This is a genomic window from Sphingosinicella microcystinivorans, from assembly GCF_003634215.1.
Classification (GTDB): domain Bacteria; phylum Pseudomonadota; class Alphaproteobacteria; order Sphingomonadales; family Sphingomonadaceae; genus Sphingosinicella; species Sphingosinicella microcystinivorans.
In genome coordinates, this window is record NZ_RBWX01000008.1 from 97,178 (window position 1) to 116,008 (window position 18,831).

At 57.4% G+C, this 18,831-nt stretch carries 12 protein-coding genes and 1 pseudogene; 10 read left to right on the forward strand and 3 right to left on the reverse strand.

Annotated features, from left to right (window positions below):
- The first annotated feature begins 390 nt into the window (after positions 1–390).
- The 9 genes and pseudogenes from DFR51_RS09450 to DFR51_RS09490 all read left to right on the forward strand — a co-directional run bounded on the left by DFR51_RS09450 (position 391) and on the right by DFR51_RS09490 (position 12,008).
- Positions 391–2,577: a TonB-dependent receptor gene (locus DFR51_RS09450; protein ID WP_160119032.1), complete on the forward strand. Its 2,187-nt coding sequence runs from the start codon at positions 391–393 to the stop codon at positions 2,575–2,577.
- Positions 2,578–2,977: 400 nt separating this feature from the next.
- Positions 2,978–3,964 (forward strand): enoyl-CoA hydratase/isomerase family protein, encoded by a 987-nt coding sequence (locus DFR51_RS09455; RefSeq protein WP_121050294.1) that lies wholly within the window; start codon positions 2,978–2,980, stop codon positions 3,962–3,964.
- Positions 3,965–4,112: 148 nt separating this feature from the next.
- A pseudogene (locus DFR51_RS09460) lies at positions 4,113–5,369 on the forward strand (IS701 family transposase).
- A 584-nt stretch (positions 5,370–5,953) separates the two neighbouring features.
- The gene (locus tag DFR51_RS09465; RefSeq protein ID WP_243445486.1) at positions 5,954–7,132 is read left to right on the forward strand and encodes a lipid-transfer protein; all 1,179 of its coding nucleotides are present in this window, start codon (positions 5,954–5,956) and stop codon (positions 7,130–7,132) included.
- A 1-nt stretch (position 7,133) separates the two neighbouring features.
- The gene (locus tag DFR51_RS09470) at positions 7,134–7,577 is read left to right on the forward strand and encodes a MaoC family dehydratase N-terminal domain-containing protein (RefSeq protein WP_121050297.1); all 444 of its coding nucleotides are present in this window, start codon (positions 7,134–7,136) and stop codon (positions 7,575–7,577) included.
- The gene (locus DFR51_RS09475; RefSeq protein ID WP_121050300.1) at positions 7,570–7,986 is read left to right on the forward strand and encodes a MaoC family dehydratase; all 417 of its coding nucleotides are present in this window, start codon (positions 7,570–7,572) and stop codon (positions 7,984–7,986) included. Before DFR51_RS09470 ends, DFR51_RS09475 begins: the two co-directional genes overlap by 8 nt.
- A complete protein-coding gene (locus tag DFR51_RS09480; RefSeq protein WP_121050303.1) occupies positions 7,983–9,500 on the forward strand; it encodes an AMP-binding protein in 1,518 nt (505 codons plus the stop codon). The genes DFR51_RS09475 and DFR51_RS09480 overlap by 4 nt, the downstream gene beginning before the upstream one ends.
- Positions 9,501–9,790: 290 nt before the next feature.
- Complete coding sequence (locus tag DFR51_RS09485; RefSeq protein ID WP_121050306.1) at positions 9,791–10,867, forward strand: CaiB/BaiF CoA transferase family protein; 1,077 nt, start codon at positions 9,791–9,793, stop codon at positions 10,865–10,867.
- A 490-nt stretch (positions 10,868–11,357) separates the two neighbouring features.
- Positions 11,358–12,008 carry a TetR/AcrR family transcriptional regulator gene (locus DFR51_RS09490; RefSeq protein WP_170151770.1) on the forward strand — a complete coding sequence of 217 codons (651 nt, stop codon included), beginning with the start codon at positions 11,358–11,360 and terminating at the stop codon, positions 12,006–12,008.
- Positions 12,009–12,236: 228 nt separating this feature from the next.
- Here DFR51_RS09490 and DFR51_RS09495 read toward each other — a convergent pair whose 3' ends face one another.
- Genes DFR51_RS09495 through DFR51_RS09505 form a run of 3 tightly spaced genes read right to left on the reverse strand, consistent with a single transcriptional unit; the run spans position 12,237 to position 17,754 of the window.
- Positions 12,237–14,084, reverse strand: a complete 1,848-nt coding sequence (locus tag DFR51_RS09495; RefSeq protein WP_121050312.1) for an AMP-binding protein — start codon at positions 14,082–14,084, stop codon at positions 12,237–12,239.
- 10 nt (positions 14,085–14,094) lie between these two features.
- Positions 14,095–15,597 carry an AMP-binding protein gene (locus DFR51_RS09500; RefSeq protein WP_197723667.1) on the reverse strand — a complete coding sequence of 501 codons (1,503 nt, stop codon included), beginning with the start codon at positions 15,595–15,597 and terminating at the stop codon, positions 14,095–14,097.
- A 12-nt stretch (positions 15,598–15,609) separates the two neighbouring features.
- Entirely contained in the window at positions 15,610–17,754 is a 2,145-nt protein-coding gene (locus DFR51_RS09505; RefSeq protein ID WP_160119034.1) for a TonB-dependent receptor, read from the reverse strand.
- Positions 17,755–17,826: 72 nt separating this feature from the next.
- Between DFR51_RS09505 and DFR51_RS09510 the strand changes: the two genes are divergently transcribed.
- Positions 17,827–18,801 (forward strand): LysR family transcriptional regulator, encoded by a 975-nt coding sequence (locus DFR51_RS09510; protein ID WP_121050320.1) that lies wholly within the window; start codon positions 17,827–17,829, stop codon positions 18,799–18,801.
- Positions 18,802–18,831 lie beyond the last annotated feature (30 nt).

Sequence of the window (18,831 nt, forward strand, 5' to 3'; positions counted from 1 at the left end):
ATCGATTTTCCCAGCTTAAATCGTAGCCAATGTTCTCTCGCAATCACGGCTCACGGCTCGAACGCCTTTAGTTCGCCGCCAGCAGCACCTCGTGCGCTTCACATTCGTGCTTGTCGCAACTTCAAGAAAGGTACGCAGAGCGCGGGTCGCCCATCCTAAAGACGGAGATCCGCCCCGCCGCGCACCTGCGTAGCGCCCAACTCTCGACTGTCGCAACCCCGCTAAGACTCGATCGGTTTCATAATCCTGGGTCAAAATCGTTAACGATCGCCAACTCAGCGCCGAATTCGCGGGGATAACCTGAGACTGGTCGGCATATTATTCATTGACCGACCGGTCGCTTGATGATACTCAACCCGCCGCATGATGTATGCAGGGGGAGAAGGATCGATGCATAAGTTCCCGTTTTTTCTCGGTGCCATCTTAATCAGTACGCCTTCTTTCGCTCAGGAATTCGGTTCGAATTCCAGTGAGCTAGAAGCCAACGACGACGCTATCGTTGTGACGGCCCGTAAGCGGAACGAACGAATTGTCGATGTTCCGCTGTCTATCAGTGCGTTAGGTGCGAGCGACATCGAGGAGAAAGCGTCGCTGCGACTTCTTGACTTGGCCAATTCAGTTCCAAATCTTGTCAACATCAGCAACGGCAATGATTCTCTGTCTTTAATCGTTGTCCGCGGCGTGGCGAGCCAATCGCGCGTAAATGCCGGATTCGATTCTGGGGTTGGCGTGTATGTCGACGGTGTAGTTCAAGGAAAGCTTTACAGTTTCAATCAGGAATTATTCGATACCGAGCGGGTTGAGTTCCTGAGGGGGCCGCAAGGCACTCTGTTTGGACGAAATTCTATCGCTGGAGCGATCAGTATCACTACGCGTAAGCCGCAGTTCGAGTTCGGTGGCGACGCTACGGCGCAACTCGGCAGCTATGATGAGCGCCGCATTTCAGGATTTTTGACGGGACCAGTTGTAAACGAAAAGCTCGCCGTCAGCATCGGCGGTTTCCGTACCACTCGACGCGGCTATATCACCAATGTATTTGACGGGCGGGATATTGGCAATATCGATTCGGTTGGCGGCAGGATAAAGGCGCTTTGGCGGCCAAACGGCAATGTATCGGTCTTGCTGTCTGCGGACTATACTTACGAAGACCAACTGTCTCCCGCGCCACAGCCGATCAGTGGATATGGCGCAGTAACTGGTAGGTATAAGACCAATACCAACCTCGCCCCCATCGCCAAGAGAGAGTTGTTTGGTGTATCCGGTCAAATTGACTGGACGACATCAGCCGATCTAACCCTTACCTCGATTACGGCCTTCCGGACGGCGTCGTCGTTACGGAACAACGATCCCGATCTTGGACCACTACAGGTCGTAGACAGTCAAAAAAAGCAGGACCAGTGGCAATTCTCGCAGGAACTGCGCCTAGCAGGAAATTTGAATCCAGAGCTTTCGTTTGTAAGCGGTCTTTACTATTTCAAACAGGAAGTGGACGGCTACGCAGCCAGCACCTTTGGTAACATTTCCAATGTCCCAGCTTTCCTGAGAGGTCTCAACGGTTTCACGAGCGGGACTGTCGGCTCAGAATCGTTTGCCGGCTTTCTCAATGCGGACTGGGAAGCGCTTCCTCGACTTACGCTTACGCTTGGCGCGCGCCTGACGTACGAGCGGCAAACCCTCGACTTCCTTCAGCAGGGCTTCCCGTTCGTCGCACCAAGCCTTCCACGCGAAACCGATGCAGGATCGGACACGGATTTCTCACCTCTGGTCACGTTGCGCTATAAACTCGCGCCAAGCGTATCAGTTTATGCGACAGCTTCGCGCGGCTATAAAAGTGGTGGCTGGAACCTCGACAATGTCACAAGCTTTTCGATTACCTCTTTCAAACAGCTGCGGTTCAATCGCGAGCAGCTAACCAACTACGAAGTTGGCCTTAAGGGTGACGTTCTAAATGGCGGCTTGGGGTTTGCATTCTCCGCGTTTCAGCAGAACTATGGCGATATCCAGACTGCGAAGCTGGTACCCGTTCTGGGCGGCGGCGGTGCACTCGTCGCAATCGTTTCAAACGCTGCCAGTGCTAGAATCCGTGGCTTTGAAGGAGAGGTAAGTGTTCGCCCATTCAGGCCATTCACAGTTGTCGGAACACTCGGATACGCTGACGCGAGGTTCAAGGACTACCGCGATGCTACCGCAGGTGGCACACCATTGGTTTATGACGGTAATCGCATCCCGAATTCGCCGGAGCTCACTGCAAGCCTAACAGGAATTCTTCGCGTGCCTGTGGATGAGAGACTTTCCCTGGGCGGACGTGTGCAATACAGTTACGTTGATGGCTATTTTCAAGATCGCGATAACAGCGCGGCGTTACGCATTCCTTCTCGTGACACTGTCGACATGTCCATCGAAGCCGAGCTTGATGAGAAATTTCGCTTAGCGTTTAATGTCAGCAACGTGTTCAACAATCAGGTGCCGGTCTTTGTTGGCCCGGGCGGATTCGGCTTTCCGGGTGTCGGGGCAAATCAAAACCTACAATTGTCTCTGCCGCGAATGTGGAATGTGCGAGGGAGCATGAAGTTTTAGTAGGCTCAGATACTGGGCTCGTACTTCCGGAATCGAATTGACCTAGAGGCGGCGCGGTGACTTTGTCTATTCAAGCCGCCCGCCTCTTCCGATCTCGTCCATCGGGACCGGGCTCACCTAGCTTTCAACATCCGCGAAATTAACCAAATCCAAGACCTAGCGAAAGGTCGTTTCCGCTGCAGCTTGGCTGCGGACACCGGGCAAGTTCATGGCCGGATGTCCATGGCGCTGATGTGGTTGGTCAGTGCATCTCGTTTTCGACGGGCAAGTGATTGGGCTTAGGGACAATTCGCCCTCTCTTACGTTTCTGACGAACGCATCAGCTAGCATTGGCCGGGCTTCAGGCACATTGTGTTTCCCATTTCCAGATGATGGTTTCATATTGGCGTGCGGAGGAATAATGACCCCTATATTGCTTAGCCGTCGCGGAACATTTGCTTGTATCGAAATCGATAATCCGCCAGTCAATGCCCTGTCGCACGCAGTGCGCAGCCAGATGATCGACGCCGTCAATGAAGCTGCACGGAGCGATGTAAAAGCTATTGTGATCATGGGTAGAGGGCGTAGCTTTATTTCGGGGGCGGACATCGCCGAGCTCGATCATCCCGTGTTAGCGCCCGGATTGCTCGAACTCGAGGAAGCGTGTCGCCTGGCCTCGCAGCCAGTGATTGCTGTGATGCACGGCATGGTGCTGGGGGGCGGGATGGTGGTTGCCTATTGTGCTGATTTTCGAATTGCTGCGCCTGGCACCCAGTTTGGTATGCCGGAAGTCAAGCTGGGATTGTTGGCAACCTTCGGGGGCACCCAGTTGTTGCCGAGGCTGGTCGGTATGAAAGCCGCACTTGAACTTTTGATAGGGGCTGAGCCTATCGACCTCGAACAAGCTCGGGCAATCGGTTTCGTGGATGCCGTGGGCGACATTAACACGGCAATGGTGAAAGCTTCCGGAATCCCCAAGCGCCCTGTTCGCGGCATCGCACCCGAACCAGCTCAAACCGCTCTCAGAGAAATTCTTCGCCTTGAAGCCAGTGTCGATCCCGAATGGCAGGCCCCGCAGGCGACACTTACAGCCGCTCGTGTTGGGGTAGAAAGCGGGCTTGAAGCAGGGCTCGCGCATGAAGCTAAATTATTCGAAGCGCTCCGCGCCTCGTGGCAATCCTACATATTGCGTCGCCACTTCTTTGCCAACAGGACATTTACTCGACTCGCCGCACGCGACAGTATCGTTGTGCGACTAAATGAGGTGGGTGATGATCGGGATGCACTTCGTCGCATGGCGCAGCATATGATCGATTCAGGCGAACTGCCCGACGCAGCTGTCGCTGACGCTGCAATCGTTGCGGCTCTAGACCTGCCCGCGTGGCACGCTCACCTTATGATCGACTGAGAAGGCCTGTGCTGGATTGGGCTGGCGTCACGTTAGTCGCCTGGACAAGCGGTTGCCTAGCACTACTTTGGCAGATTGTTGATTTTTGGGATTCCCTTGTTGGGGTTTCGGTGATTCATAGGGAGCCAGCTTATTGGAAGGGCTGGCGATGGACACGGACTGGACCGACGATCTCGAGCGCTGGCTTGAGCCATTTCTCGACGGACTGGAGCACAAGACGCGGCGTCGGATGTGCCCGGCTTATATCGCCGGGTTGATCGGTCCGGGCGACCGCAAGAGTATCCAGCCGATAGCGGCGCGCGCCGACGCGATCAGCTACGACCGGCTGCATCATTTCATTGGGGCCGGACTGTGGGACAGCAGGCCGCTTGAGGCAGCGCTGTGGCAGCATGCCGATAGTCTGGTTGGCGGTCGGGATGCCTGGCTGATCATCGACGATACAGCGTTGCCAAAGAAAGGGCAGAGTTCGGTCGGCGTCGCTCCCCAATATGCGTCGGCGCTGGGCAAGAGGGCCAACTGTCAGACACTGGTTTCCACGACGCTCGCGAGCGGTGAAGTGCCCGTCATGCTGAGCTTGAGGCTCTTTCTGCCCGAGAGCTGGACGAGTGACGACGCGCGGATGGCGAAAGCGGGCGTGCCACAAGATCATCGCCAGCCCAGGACCAAGCCGGAAATTGCGATCGAGGAGATCGACCGGATCATCGCGGCCAGTGTGCGCTTTGGCTGCGTTCTTGCCGATGCCGGTTATGGTCTGTCAGCATCATTCCGGCAGGCCCTGAGCACGCGAGGGCTGTGCTGGGCGGTGGGCATTCCCAAGCACCAGAAAGTCTATCCGACCGGTGTGGAACTGATCTTCCCTGTCGCTGGCCGGGGGGCGGCCGCGTCAACGCCATGTTCCCGACTGCAAGTCGATCGCTGCCCATATGATATTGGAAGGTGCCAAATGGCGGCAGGTCAGTTGGCGACGGGGCACCAAGGGACGACTCATCGCCCACTTTGCGGCGATGCGGGTCAGGATCGCTGACGGGGCGCCGCAACGTATCGGCAGCATGGGATCGCAGCATATGCCCGGCGATGAGGCCTGGCTGGTCGGCGAGCATCGCTCGAATGGGGAGCGCAAATACTATCTCTCGAATCTGCCCGCCGATACGCCGATCAAGAAGCTGGCCGGTGCCATCAAGGCCCGCTGGATCTGTGAGCAGGCCCATCAGCAACTCAAGGAAGAGCTTGGCCTCGACCACTTCGAAGGTCGATCATGGACCGGCCTGCACCGACATGCGCTCATGACCATGATCGCCTATGCCTTCCTCCAATCCCGTCGCCTCGCAGCAGCGGGACGGAAAAAAAGAATCGGCGGTCCGCCGCCACAGCCCAGCTTGCCAGCAGTCAGGCAAGCCATCCTTGATCGCCTCTCACGACCTCCGCCGCGCCATTGCCCCAACTGCGGATGCAGCCTCCGACCTCCCGCCAAACCAAATCTGCCAAAGTAGTGCTAGGCCGAGAGGTGCAAATCTTTGCTGTGGCCAGCGTCACGAATGTTGTCAATGGCGCCTTGGCAGGGTGTTGGCGAGCAGCGCCCCTTGCTTGGGTGGGAGCGCCTCGGGTACAAATTCTCGCCCAAGTTACGCTAGCCCTCTTTTGCGGATTGTAGGGCGCCTAGCCCAACGTTAGTCGCGATTATGAGGAGCCCGGATCCTTTAGAGGGCTCAAGAGCAGATATCCTCTAATCTCGCGGCGTCAAACCAGAAACTGAAACCGCCGACAATTCGCGCGGAACGTCTGGCTATTCGTTCGGCTACTCTTGCCTGCCCAAGAGCGGGTAGCCAACGCTATGCTTGGAATGAGCAGAAGCGCCGCCCGCGGCTTGCCTCGTGTCCGGCCTTCACCAATTTCCGGTGTTACAGGGCACCAAGCTCCATCGACAAAAGGCGCTTGCATTTGGCGACCGGTCGGTCAATAAATGAATCGATTGAGCAGAGGAGAGTTCTCGTGTCGAAGATTTACGTTGCCGGTGTCGCCATGGTCCCGTTCACCAAGCCTGGGCGAAGCGAAACATATGATCTCATGGGCGCTGAGGCCGCACGCGCAGCGCTTGCTGACGCAGGAATTGCCTATTCGAAAGTAGAACAGGCCTATGCCGGGTTTGTTTATGGCGATTCGACGTCCGGCCAGAAGGCGCTTTATTCGGTCGGCTTGACCGGCATTCCTATCATCAATGTCAACAATGCTTGCGCAACCGGCTCCACTGCCCTGTTCCTTGCGCGCCAAGCAGTTGAAAGCGGCGCAGTTGATGTTGCTTTGGCCGTCGGATTTGAACAAATGATGCCCGGTGCGCTGGATGTGATGTTTACGGACCGGCCTTCGATCCTCGATAACTACGTCAGGATTGCAGAGCAGGCGCCAGGCGACGACAACACTAGGCCCCCAGCCGCTCGGTTGTTTGGGGGGGCTGGTGCGGAGTATCAGCGACGCACCGGTTTTGAAAGCCGAAGCTTTGCACTCGTCGCAGAAAAGGCCCGCCGCCATGCTTCCAATAACCCGCTAGCGATCTTCCGCGATCCGCTTACCGCCGATGAGATCATGGCCTCACCGACGATTTTTGGCCCCCTCACCCGGCTGCAGTGCTGCCCGCCAACTTGCGGAGCGGCCGCAGCAATCATAGTCTCTGAGAAATTCAAGCGCGCCAATCCGGGGCGCTATGTTGAAATTGCCGCGCAGGCCATGACCACTGATCCGGAGCAATCGTTCAGTAATGGCAGCCTGATCGATGCGGTCGGCTTCAACATGGCTCGTGCCGCTGCCCTTCAGGTCTACGAGAAAGCAGGGATCGACCCCCAAGATGTGCCCGTAGTCGAATTGCACGATTGCTTCACGACCAATGAGGTACTCACTTACGAAGCTCTTGGGCTGGCCGCACCAGGAGAAGCAGAAAAGTTCATCCGCGACGGCGACAACACTTATGGCGGGCGGACTGTAACCAACCCCTCCGGTGGACTACTTTCCAAGGGCCACCCGCTTGGTGCCACTGGTCTTGCCCAGTGTAGCGAACTCGTCTGGCAGTTGCGGGGCGACGCCGACAAGCGTCAGGTTGCAGGAGCAAAAGTTGCGCTGCAACATAATCTCGGTCTGGGCGGCGCCTGCGTCGTTACACTTTACAAGGCAGCGTGAAATGGTTGACCTGTCGGTAATCGGTAAAACGTGGCCGAAGCGAACTATTGTTCCCGAGGAAGGGGCACTGCGGTTTTTCGCGCAAGCCACCGGCGAGACCAATCCGGTCTACAGCGACGTGGCAGCTGCCAAGGCAGCGGGACACCCTACGCTCCCGCTGCCGCCAACCTATCTGTTCTCGCTTGATTTGCTTGCGCCGTCTGAAACCTTCTGGCTCGATGACCTTAAGGTTCCTCTCGCAAAAGTGCTCCATGCAGAACAAAGCTTCGAATATCGCCGCATGACCTATGCTGGCGAAAAGCTGACTATCGAAACAAGGATCAGCGACGCCTATGACAGAAAGGGCGGTCTCCTTGAGTTCATCGTGCGCGACATGACCATCACCGATGCCAAGGGAGACGAATGTGCGCTGCTCAAGACAACCCTGGTGGTGCGACATGGCTGACGGAACCGAAGCGATCTCAGTCGGCACCCGCTTGCCGGAGCACGTGCTGCCGCCAATCTCCCGCACCACCCTTGCGTTGTTCGCGGGTGCGTCGGGCGATCACAATCCAATCCATGTCGACATAGACTTCGCCAAGTCCGCCGGCATGCCAGACGTCTTCGCACACGGCATGTTGTCGATGGCCTATCTTGCACAACTGCTCACCAGTTGGCTGCCCCAGTCGCAATTGCGTTCATGGAAGGCCCGGTTTGTTTCCATTACCCCTGTTGGCGCGGTCGTTTCCTGCAACGGTGACGTCGTCGAGCTTTTCGAAGCGGATGGCGAACGACGAGCCCGCCTGAAGATCCAGGCAGCGATCGACGGCGACATACAAACCCTGGCCGGCGAAGCGGAGGTAGCGCTTCCATGACTGCAACCGTCATCAGTGGGTCAAACCTGATCACCGCTAGTACCATCGAGCAGCGCGCCGCCAAGGTGGCGACTGGATTGGCTGAGATTGGCATTGGAGCTGGTGACACCGTTGCAATCCTGCTGCGCAACGATCCGGTTTTCTTCGAAATTTCGTTTGGAGCAAACCTGCTTGGGGCGAATGTCGTGCCGGTAAACTGGCACTTCCGCAGTGACGAGGCCCTGTTCGTAATTGCCGACAGCGGAGCCAAGCTCGTTGTCGCTCACGAGGATCTTCTCCCAATCCTCGGCGACCGCGCCGCACTGTCACTGCCAATCCTGGTCTGTCCAGTCCCGCAAGAAGTCGCTGAGGCCTATGGCAGTCCGGTCTCGACCACGGATGATTGGACGAACTGGCGTGAGCGGCACGAACAATGGCGAGGTGAACCGCAAATCACGCGCTTCGGAATGATCTACACCTCGGGCACCACGGGCAAGCCAAAGGGCGTGAAACGTGAGCCGGCGGATGCAGAGATGGCCAAACGCATGGCCACGCTGATGGCAACGGCGCTCGGTCTTGTGCCGGGTCAGACAATCCGCACCGTCATAACTGGACCGATCTATCATGCCGCCCCTAACACTTATGCGCTGGTAGCGGGGCGCATGGGTGAACTGGTGGTAATGCAGCCGCGCTTTGATGCCGAGGGACTCCTTGCGCTCATTGAGCAACACCGGCTTACTCATATCCACTTGGTGCCAACTATGTTCGTGCGCCTCCTGAAGCTTTCCGAGGAAGTGCGCTCGAAATATGACCTGTCATCGCTTCGGTTTGTAGCCCATGGCGCAGCGCCCTGTCCGCCGGAAATCAAACAAGCCATGATCCGATGGTGGGGGCCAATCATTCACGAATACTATGGCGGCAGCGAGACTGGTGGCGCCGTTTATCACAATTCCGATGAAGCCTTGCGCAAGCCCGGAACTGTTGGCCGTGCGATGGATGGCTGTGCAATCCGTATTCTGGACGACGAGGGCAAAGAGGTTCCCTCGGGGATCCCTGGCCATGTGTATATTCGTTCAACCATTTTCCCGGACTTTACCTACCATGGTCGCGACGCCGACCGTCATGCAATCGAGCGCGAAGGCTTCGTCACGATCGGCGATATCGGATTTCTCGATGAGGATGGCTATCTGTTCCTTTGCGATCGGGCAAACGACATGATCATCTCAGGCGGCGTCAACATCTACCCAGCTGAGATCGAAGCCGTTCTGCTTTCGCATCCGGGAATCGCCGATGCGGCTGTCTTCGGCGTACCCGACGCGGAATTCGGAGAAGCTGTCTGCGCCGCCATACAACCTGCTGACGTTGGCGCACCTGATGCAGCAGAAGTGACGGCCTTTGTCCGCAACAAGCTGGCGGCTTTCAAGGCTCCTCGGCACGTCGAGTTCCACTTTTCCCTGCCTCGTGAAGACTCGGGCAAGATCCTCCGCCGCTTGCTCAAGGAGCCACACTGGGCCGGGACCGGAAGGACGATCTGATCCTTGCGAACTGCGCTTTCACCGCAGTTTCAGGGACAGTCTCGCAGTTGCAGGCAACAGCCAAGCGCAGATCCACCATGCTTGCAAGACTGGCCCCAAAGGTAGCCCCGATCAATCGACCAGTAGCGCCTCTGCATGACGATTGGACCGTCGACGGTCTGGCAGCTCTCCGCCGTCCGGCCGATAACCGACCTATGCCGGCTTCGGCGAGACGAACCCAGTTCGCGTGTCCGGTTGGCGTTTATGTGACCACGTCAGAACCTGTGACAGCATAAAGGGAGTGTGCATTCATGACATCTGATGGACCGCTCAAAGGCCTTCGCGTAGTCGAGTTTTCCGGAATTGGTCCTGCACCATTCGCCGCAATGCTGCTGGCGGACATGGGGGCTGATGTTGTCAGAATAGATCGGCCGAACGCGCCGATGGAATATGTTCTGGCACGGGGCAAGCGCTCGATCGCGCTTAACGTGAAGCAGACAGCGGACCGAGACATAGCCATTGACTTGATCAAGCGCGCCGAGATTCTGATCGAAGGATTCCGACCAGGCGTGATGGAACGCCTCGGACTTGGCCCGGAGCCAATGCTCGCAATCAATCCCAAGCTGGTTTATGGACGCATGACCGGCTGGGGACAAAACGGACCCTTGGCCCAGGCTGCAGGCCATGACCTCAACTACATTTCTCTCTCGGGCGCGCTTCATGCGATCGGCCCGGCCGATGGCCCTCCGATTCCACCCTTAAACCTTGTTGGCGATTTCGGCGGAGGATCCCTCTATCTCGTCATGGGCGTACTCGCAGCGTTAAGCTACGCGCGAGCCAATGGCCACGGCCAGGTAGTCGATGCAGCGATGAGCGATGGAGCGAGTTCGCTTATGGGGTTGTTCTACGAACTCAAAGCTCGCGACGAGTGGACAGATGCTCGCTCCGCCAACTTTCTCGACGGAGCTGCGCCCTTCTATCGTTGCTATAGCTGTGCTGACGGCACTTGGGTGTCCATAGCTGCGATAGAACCTCCATTTTGGGGTGAGTTGCGTGAAAAGCTGGGTCTTGTCGATCCGCTCTTCGACCGGCGAGACGATCCAGCTTCGTGGCCTGAGATATCCGCCGCCTTGGAAAAAATCTTTCTCACACGTACACGTGTGCATTGGTGTGAATTGCTTGAGGGTAGCGATGCTTGCTTTGCTCCCGTTCTATCGCTGAGTGAAGCCCCGCAGCATCCGCATAATCGAGCACGTGGTACATTTACGTCCAACGCGCGGACAGCGCCCGCACCCCGTTTCTCGGCAACGCCGCTTTGTGTCGGTAGTGATCCACCGGCTACTAATGCCGATTGCGAAGCCATTATTCGGGACTGGCTTGGCAGCTAGGTGACGGTGGAATGAACGAAGTACGTTCAGTAAGGACCAGACCATTACGATAGTGAAGTAGCAGAAGGCTGGGCAAGCGACGGCTGAGGTTGGCCGCCGCCAACGTATCAGCTCCCCTACCTTCCACAAGTTGAAATCTGCTGTTGGAGCGGCATCGGAACCATGGTGTCGGCGATCACGCCAGAAGAGAATGCCCAACTGATGAAGTCGAGCAAAGACTCACGCAGCTTGTAGGGATCGGTATAGGAGTAATATGATGCAGCCTCGGCTGTCGGCCCAAACGTGATGAAGTGGGGGAAAGTCTCTGCTCTCTGATTCGGCGGTCACGGAGGATCGCTCATTGCCCTGCGTCCGTGACCTGCCGCAGATTAGGTCAGACACCGCCCGTGTGACATCGCCCCTTTACGAAGCACATGTGAGCATCCTAAGTGGCGACAGGTATAGTCAACGGATGCGTGCCATCTGCAAGCCGTTGCGAAAAGGAGAAATTATGGTCGGCGTTAGGTCAAAGGATCACGGGGACAAACGACAGCTTATACTGGACAATGCAGCGGGACTGTTCGCATTGCAGGGCTTCAACAAAACATCGGTTGCGGAAATTTCGCGCAGTTGCAATGCCTCAAAAGCTTGGGTCTATCATTACTTCTCGACTAAGGAGGACATATTATTCACATTGCTACGCGACTTTTTGGTTGAAGTTAGCGACCGCATCGCCGCCGTAAGCCGGGGTAAGAAAACCCAATCAGAGCAGCCAGCTGATCGGTTACGCGCCTTTATACGCGAATGTCTACAAATATACGATGACTATCGAATAAACTACCCATTTTTGTTCAACGAAATGCGTTACCTTCCCCAGAAGCAGCAGGCAGAACTTCGCTCCATTGAAAGGCGACCCGTTTCCGAACTGGAGGCGATCCTCCTGGCACTGCGCCCTGAACTTGCCAAGGCCCGCTCCCGACGACGTCCGTTGACGCTGCTCGTCTATGGGACAATAAATTGGACCTACACGTGGTTTGAACCTGAGGGAAAGTTAGACGCTGACGAACTGACTGACATGGCGATCAGACTAATATTGCGGGGTCTTTGTGATAAACATCTTTTAGATCCTGGACCCATAGAAGGAATTATTGGCGCCACCTAAAATGCACTTAGTTGTTGAGGGAATCAGAAGAAAGGGGCTCACTTGTTAAATTGTTTCCATCTTACCGGGCCCGATCGGCATCGGACAATCCGTAAACCATCTCGGGCTACAAGACCAAAGCGCTTCGTCTTAAAATAAAACGAAGAACCAGCAAGACCAGACAAGGCAGATGTAGCTCTGACCAACTTTCTGATAGTATATCAAGCTTAAGCGCTGCCGTGTTGCCATTTAGCCACTGGGCTGACTAACCACAAGAGGCACACTACAGACGCGCAGCCGCTCTTGAAGTCGTGCACAAAGATCGGCGGCGGGGTCGGAGGTCCTCACCACGACCTGCAACCCTCGCGCATCGTAATTTGCCTCAAGCTCAGCATCGGCCGGCAGACTGGACGCAAGGAGAAGTCGATACGCCTCGACTGCAGCCATCGCGCGCAGCTCTGCCTTTGCTACCTTGCCGACAGCTGTCCGCGGCAGATTCGCAATCGGAATGACGCGCACAGGCGCCGCAGCCGGCTCGGCCGAACGACTGCGGGCAAAGGCGATAAGGTCCGGCTCTGACACATCTATGTCAGGATGCAACTCGACAAACAGCACCGGCTTCTCGCCCAGGTCGGGATCGGGGTAGGCGACTGCTGCAGCGAATGCGACGCCGGGATGATCAGCGATGGCGTTCTCTACGGTCGCTGGGTCGATATTATGCCCCCCCCGGATGATTAGGTCTTTCGCGCGCCCGTGGAGCCATATGTAACCTTGCTCATCAAGGCTCGCGAGATCGCCGGAGTCGAGCCATCCTGGTTCAAGCCATGTTCCAACATTGGAGTTCGCGTCGTGGTAACCCGGCATCACGCTCGGTCCCGATAGAAGGAGGTGACCCACCTCGCCGGGGCGCGCGTCTCGTGCAGAGTTGTCCGCGTCTGTAACCGTCACTCGCACTCGCATGTACGGCGCACGGATCCCGACCGAGCCGACGCGCTGCTCACCGTCGCGCGGGTTGACGGAAGCGAGACACGTCGCTTCGGTCAACCCGTAGCCCTCAAGCACGCGGAAACCAAAATCGCGCTGCAATCGCGAAAGAAGACTCGGTGGGATCGGCGCGCCTCCGCAGGTCGCGAAGCGTAGTGAGCGCAGGTCAGCGCCCGCGCGGTCAATGCTCGCGAGCCGAGCAAGAACAGTCGGCACTGCCGAGAAAAAGTTGACACCAAAATGTTCTATCATTCTCCAGAAGTCGCGGTTGAGGGCATCGCTACGGTAGCCATGGGGGCCAGCGATGACCGTTCGGGCGCCAGCGCGCAGACAGCAGAGACCTCCAAGAAACAGCGCGTTTGCGTGAAAGAACGGAAGGCCCGTAAGCACCGTATCAGTCGAACGATATGCAAAGGCGAGGGAGGAGATCTCCGTCTGAACCATCTGCATTCTGTGTGTGTGGCAGGCCAGCTTCGGCCGCCCTGTCGTACCACCCGTGTGGAAATATGCTGCTACCTGTTGGCCGCTTGGCGTCATGGCGGGGGCCGACGGAGCGCAGGCGAGTTCGTCCTCAAGTCGGGCGATACCACACGGCGCTTCACCGCGGACGACGAGCATACGGATCGAGCGAGCGGCAAGCGAAGTGGCCAGCTGCGCGCGAGCAAACAGCGCAGGATCATAGGACGGCGCGGTGGTGACAAGAACATGCGCGTCGCTTGCGTCAAGCAGCGCGGCGATGTCGCGCGGATCCAATAGGGGATTGATTGGGCAGGCAACACCACCCTGCCCCCCCGCGATAATGAGCGCCAGCGTCTCTGGAAGGTTAGGCAAGAGGAGAGCCACTGTGCGCCCGCTTCCCCCCACTGTGCCATGGAGGACATGCGCAGAGCGCGACACAATGTCAAATAGCTGAGCGTAGCTGTACACCTCCGGTGTGTCGCTTAACGACCCGCTCGGTAAAAAGACGATTGCTGTCTCATCAGCGCGGATGTTCGCCTGGTGGCGCAGAAGTGCAAAGGCCGAGTCCGCGACCAGTCGATCCTCGATTGCGGTGCGCTCGATATTGGCAATACTTTCAAGGTCCACGATAGGCGGAATTGTCGCTAAGTCCATACAAAGCTTCCTATATCTGGCGACCGGCGCTGCGCCAAAAGGGTTCGCGTAGCTGTCGCTTGAAGAGCTTCCCCGAGTCCTCGCGAGGCAGCGATGGGCGAATTTCAATTCGACGCGGGATCTTGTAGCGCGCAAGCGTCCGCTGTAGTTCGACTTGGATTGCGCTGGGATTTAGGCTAGCGCCGTCCTCTAGGACGACAAGCGCGCAGCCGACTTCCCCCATCTCCTTGTCTGGAATGCCGAAAACTGCACAGTCCCGCACGCCATCCAAACTCAAAATCTCGTTTTCGATTTCGACGGAGTAGATGTTGACACCGCCCGAGATGTACATATCTCGCGTACGATCGCAGAGATAAAGAAACCCGTCGTCATCAACATAACCGATGTCGCCAACAGTCACCTTGCCATCCCGTTCGATCGCGCGTCTCTCATCGGGACGGTTGCGGTACGTGAAGTCCGGAAACAGGGAATTGGCGATAAAGATTTCACCAGCTACTCCTGGCGGCAACAAGGCTCCCTCTGAGTCGAGGATCGCGAGTTCGACGCCGGGAAGCGGCCGACCTACGCTGCCCGGGTGACGGAGCGCTTCCTCGGCGCGACAGAAGACAGCCGGACCGGTTTCTGTACCTCCATAGTATTCGTGGACGATCAAGCCGAACCATGCGATCATCGCTTGCTTGATCGCTGGTGGACAGGGGGCCGCCGCATGACAGACGAATTTGAGTGACGACAGGTCGTGGCGTTGGCGGACGTCAGCTGAGAGATTGAGAAGGCGCACCATCATCGTCGGCACGAGGTGTAGGTGCGTGATGTGGTGACGTTCAATCAGTTGCAAGAGCTCTTCAGGGTCGAATCGATCGACGAGCACAATCAAGCCGCCCACGGCGAGCGCACTCGTGGCGATGAAGTTAGGTGCGCCGTGGTAGAGCGGGCCGCAGATTATAGTTCGAAGCGCGCCGTCGCCGATGCCATAGACCTGACGCGCAATGGTTAGCTGTCCCTGACGCTGTGCGGCGGTGACAGGGGCACGCACAACACCCTTCGGCGTGCCCGTAGTTCCTGATGTGTAGACAATATTCGACCGGTGCATTACCGGATCTCCTGTAACGGGCGGACCAGTAAGAGCGAGGTTCTCCCAACTGTCTCCGGGTCCCGCTCTAGCGCCCGCAACGATGCAACGGACGCCGGGCCGGAGGGCAGTTATGCGCTCGAGAAACTCCGCGCCACAAACGATCACGATGGCGCCGCTGTCGACAAGAATGTGCTCGAGTTCACGGTCGGTCAGGTGCCAGTTAACGGGGACAAGGTACGCCCCACAGAGATCTGCTGCGCGCATCATCTCCAACGAAACAATGCAATTGCGCAAAACCATTGCGATGGTCGCGCCCTCTTCGACGCCAAGGGCTTGGAGGCCTCGCGCCGCGCAGCGCGCCCGCATATCGAGTGCGTCCGAAGTTCGCATCTCCAGACCGTGGATGACGGCAGGCGTTGGAGTTTTGGGTCCGCATTTCACTGCTCCATCTCCCTAAAACGACCAACGGATCTCGCCGCCGACCACCCGACCCTTCTCAATTGCCCCCACGTTACCGAGTATCGGCGCTCGTACTGAGCGGATTTCGTCGTTAAGGAGGTTTTGCCCCGTAACCGCAAATGTCCAACGCCGGTCGAGTTCTACCGACAGCGACGCATTGAGAATATTGGCGCGCGAGAAACGCGTGCCAGGCAAATTTCCATCATTGTGGAAATTACGATCCTGGAATGAATAGCTGACGCGGGCGGACAAATCCGTTCGATCGCTCATCTGCACTTCATAGTCGGCAGCCAACGTTAGGGTCCACGGCGCGAGACGCGGCAACTCGAGGCCTTTATCGGTCGCGTCGACGCGACCGTCCCGATTAAGGTCGAAAGCTACAGCGGTATACCGGCCATGTACGTAGCCCACTACAGTGGACAGCGTGAGCCCGGACGCGACACGAGCTTGGATCTCGGCCTCGGCTCCGCGGATGCGCACATCGCCCACGTTGGCGATCACTTGCACCGATCCCACTGTTGGATCAGAGTATTGAATCTCGCGCTGCACGTCCAAGAGGCGATTGGAGAATATCGCGACGTTCACGCGCAACGCGCGCGCAAACCAGTCGCTCTTAACTCCCAGCTCAAAGGAGTCTTGTTTCTCATCGCCGGTCGGGGCCGGCCGGAAGCCGAGCACCGTGTTGCGAAAGTTGTAGCCGCCGCTTCGGAAGCCTTTGCCCCAGGTGAGATAGGCAAGGACATCAGTGCTAGGCTGCCACTGGAGCGACAAGCGAGGTGTCCAATTGGTCCAACTATGAGAACCCGAAAAGTCGAAAGCGCACTGGAGTCCAACTGGGTCACACAGCGAGGCGGCTGGCACGAAGGTCGCAATCTTGGCATCCTTTTCCTCACGCGTATAGCGAAGCCCTGCATCAATTGCGAAGGTGCGCCCGAGCGCAATCCGGCCGTTCGCAAACGCGCCAAAGCTATCTTGGGCTTGGTTACCGCCCATCGTGGCATCGAGACCGCCGCCGATCACCGAAGAAAGTCGGCGTTCGCGGTAGAGGATATCTTGATTAAAGTAATATAGACCGGTTGTCAGATCCACCCAATCGGAGAAGCTGCGGAAAAAGCGTAGTTCGACGCTGAGCTGGTCCTGCTTCGTTCGGAACTCGGCGTTGAGAAGCCGGACTGGCGTACCGTCGATATCGGTGAGCCCAAAATGATCAATCTCCCGGTAACCGGCGATTGCCGTCACGACCCCACCGAAGAGATCCGTGTCGATCTGGCCAGTTGCCTGAAGCCAAGTAAGGCGCGAATTACCCTCAGTGTCGATGTTGAGGTCGTGGCCTGACAAGGTCGTTCCGCCGCCGGCGTTCTGGAACAGACCTCCATCCCCAGTCGTCCTGCCACGCTCTAGACGAACGACGGCCTTGAATCCGTTATCAGCTCGATATGCAAGCGCAGGGCGCACAATGAACGTTTCGGCTCGTCCAAGGTCGTTGTTTCCATTGAAGCGGTTGCGAAACCAGCCCCCGTCGTTACGATAGTAACCGGACAAGCGGGCCGCAACTCCCGCCTCGCCGAGTGGACCTTCGACGCTCGCATATATAAGTCGGTCCAGTCCGGTTGCAACAGACGCGCGCGTCCGAACAGAAAACTCGGGCTTAGGCTCGCGCGTTCGAACAAGCACCGCACCGCCGGTTACGTTCTTTCCAAAGAGTACGCCAACCGGCCCGCGGAGCACCTCCACAGCCTCAACATCGGACAGATCGACAAGTGCGCCATAGGTGACGCCGAGATAAACACCGTCCTGGAACACGCCGACCGTTGGGTCGATCGACGGGATGGTACTATTGAGGCCGAGGCCACGGATCGAGAAGTTTTGAACGCCCGGCGTAGTACCACCACTTGCTAGGTTCACATTCGGGACGCTAAAATTTAGTCCGCCAAGGTCGCGGATTCCACGATCAACCAGCTGGTCGCCCCCAAAGACCGACATCGCGATCGGCACGTCCTGAATGGACTCGGCCGATCCGCGCTTTTGTGCGACGACAAGGATCTCCCCAGCCTCGGATGGATCTGTGGTCTGTGCATGCGCCGTGGCACCGGCCGTAACCGCGAAAGCTGCAACGAGACTAAGCGCGATATCTGACATTGTTGTCCTCCCCGTTCTCACTACAGGAAGCCGTAACGAGCCAATAATGAGCGAAAAATACAGCATTTGTGCATGACAACGCACAAATTGGGCTGTATTTTGATATGCATGAAAACTCACCAACTTCGCTACTTTGCAGCGGTCGCTCAGTTCGGCGGATTTGCGCAGGCGGCTACCAAGCTCAATATCGCGCGCACATCCCTCGAGCGGGGCGTTGCGCTCCTCGAAGATGAAATCGGCACCCCACTTCTCGTCCGCAAGCGCGCAGTCGGCGTAGAGCTTACCGTCGAAGGTAGGCTACTGCTTCCGAAGATCTTAGAAATTCTCGACGAAATGGAGGAGCTAAGGAGTTTTTTCCGCAATATGGGGGGACTGAGAGGGCAACTTCGCATTGGCTGCCACGAAGCACTCGCCTCTTATTTCCTCCCAGCGATCCTCGATCGCCTGAGCCGAGATTATCCGTACCTCCGTGTGTCGCTGCGAGAATGTGACATACATGAAACGCGTGAGTTGCTGGCAAGCCGTGAGGTACATGCAGTGCTCACCTTTGCCCTCGACCCACATGGCACGACCGGCACAGCGGTATCGCTCCGTGCAGTCCACCCATACGCCGTCGTGCGAGCAGGCCACCCGCTGGCTGGCAAGGTGGTCGTGCGCCAGGCCGATCTGGCGGCCTTTCCGTTTGTGCTGTTCGATAGCCGTTATGCATCTGACCGCATCCTAGGTTACTTCGACGCCGCTCAGCCGCTACCGGAGGTGGCGATGCGGAGCCGCTCAAGCAACGTCATCCGCTCTCTCGTGTCGAGTTCAGATGCGTTTTCAATTCTTCACATTCGACCACCTGGCGATTTGTCGCCGATTGGTAGACCGATACGTTGCATCCCGCTCGACGCCATGGGCACAGGAGCAGCAATCGCGGTAGCTCACTCAGGTAACCGGGGGGCGGAGCGTGATATTGCGGTGCGAGGCTTCATCCACATTGCGCGGGAGGAAATTCTCTCGGCGCGCAATCAAGCGTATTTCGTCGATGCTCCGCCCACAGCGTGATCTGCCCCAGCTGAGTGTCCGAAGGGAACG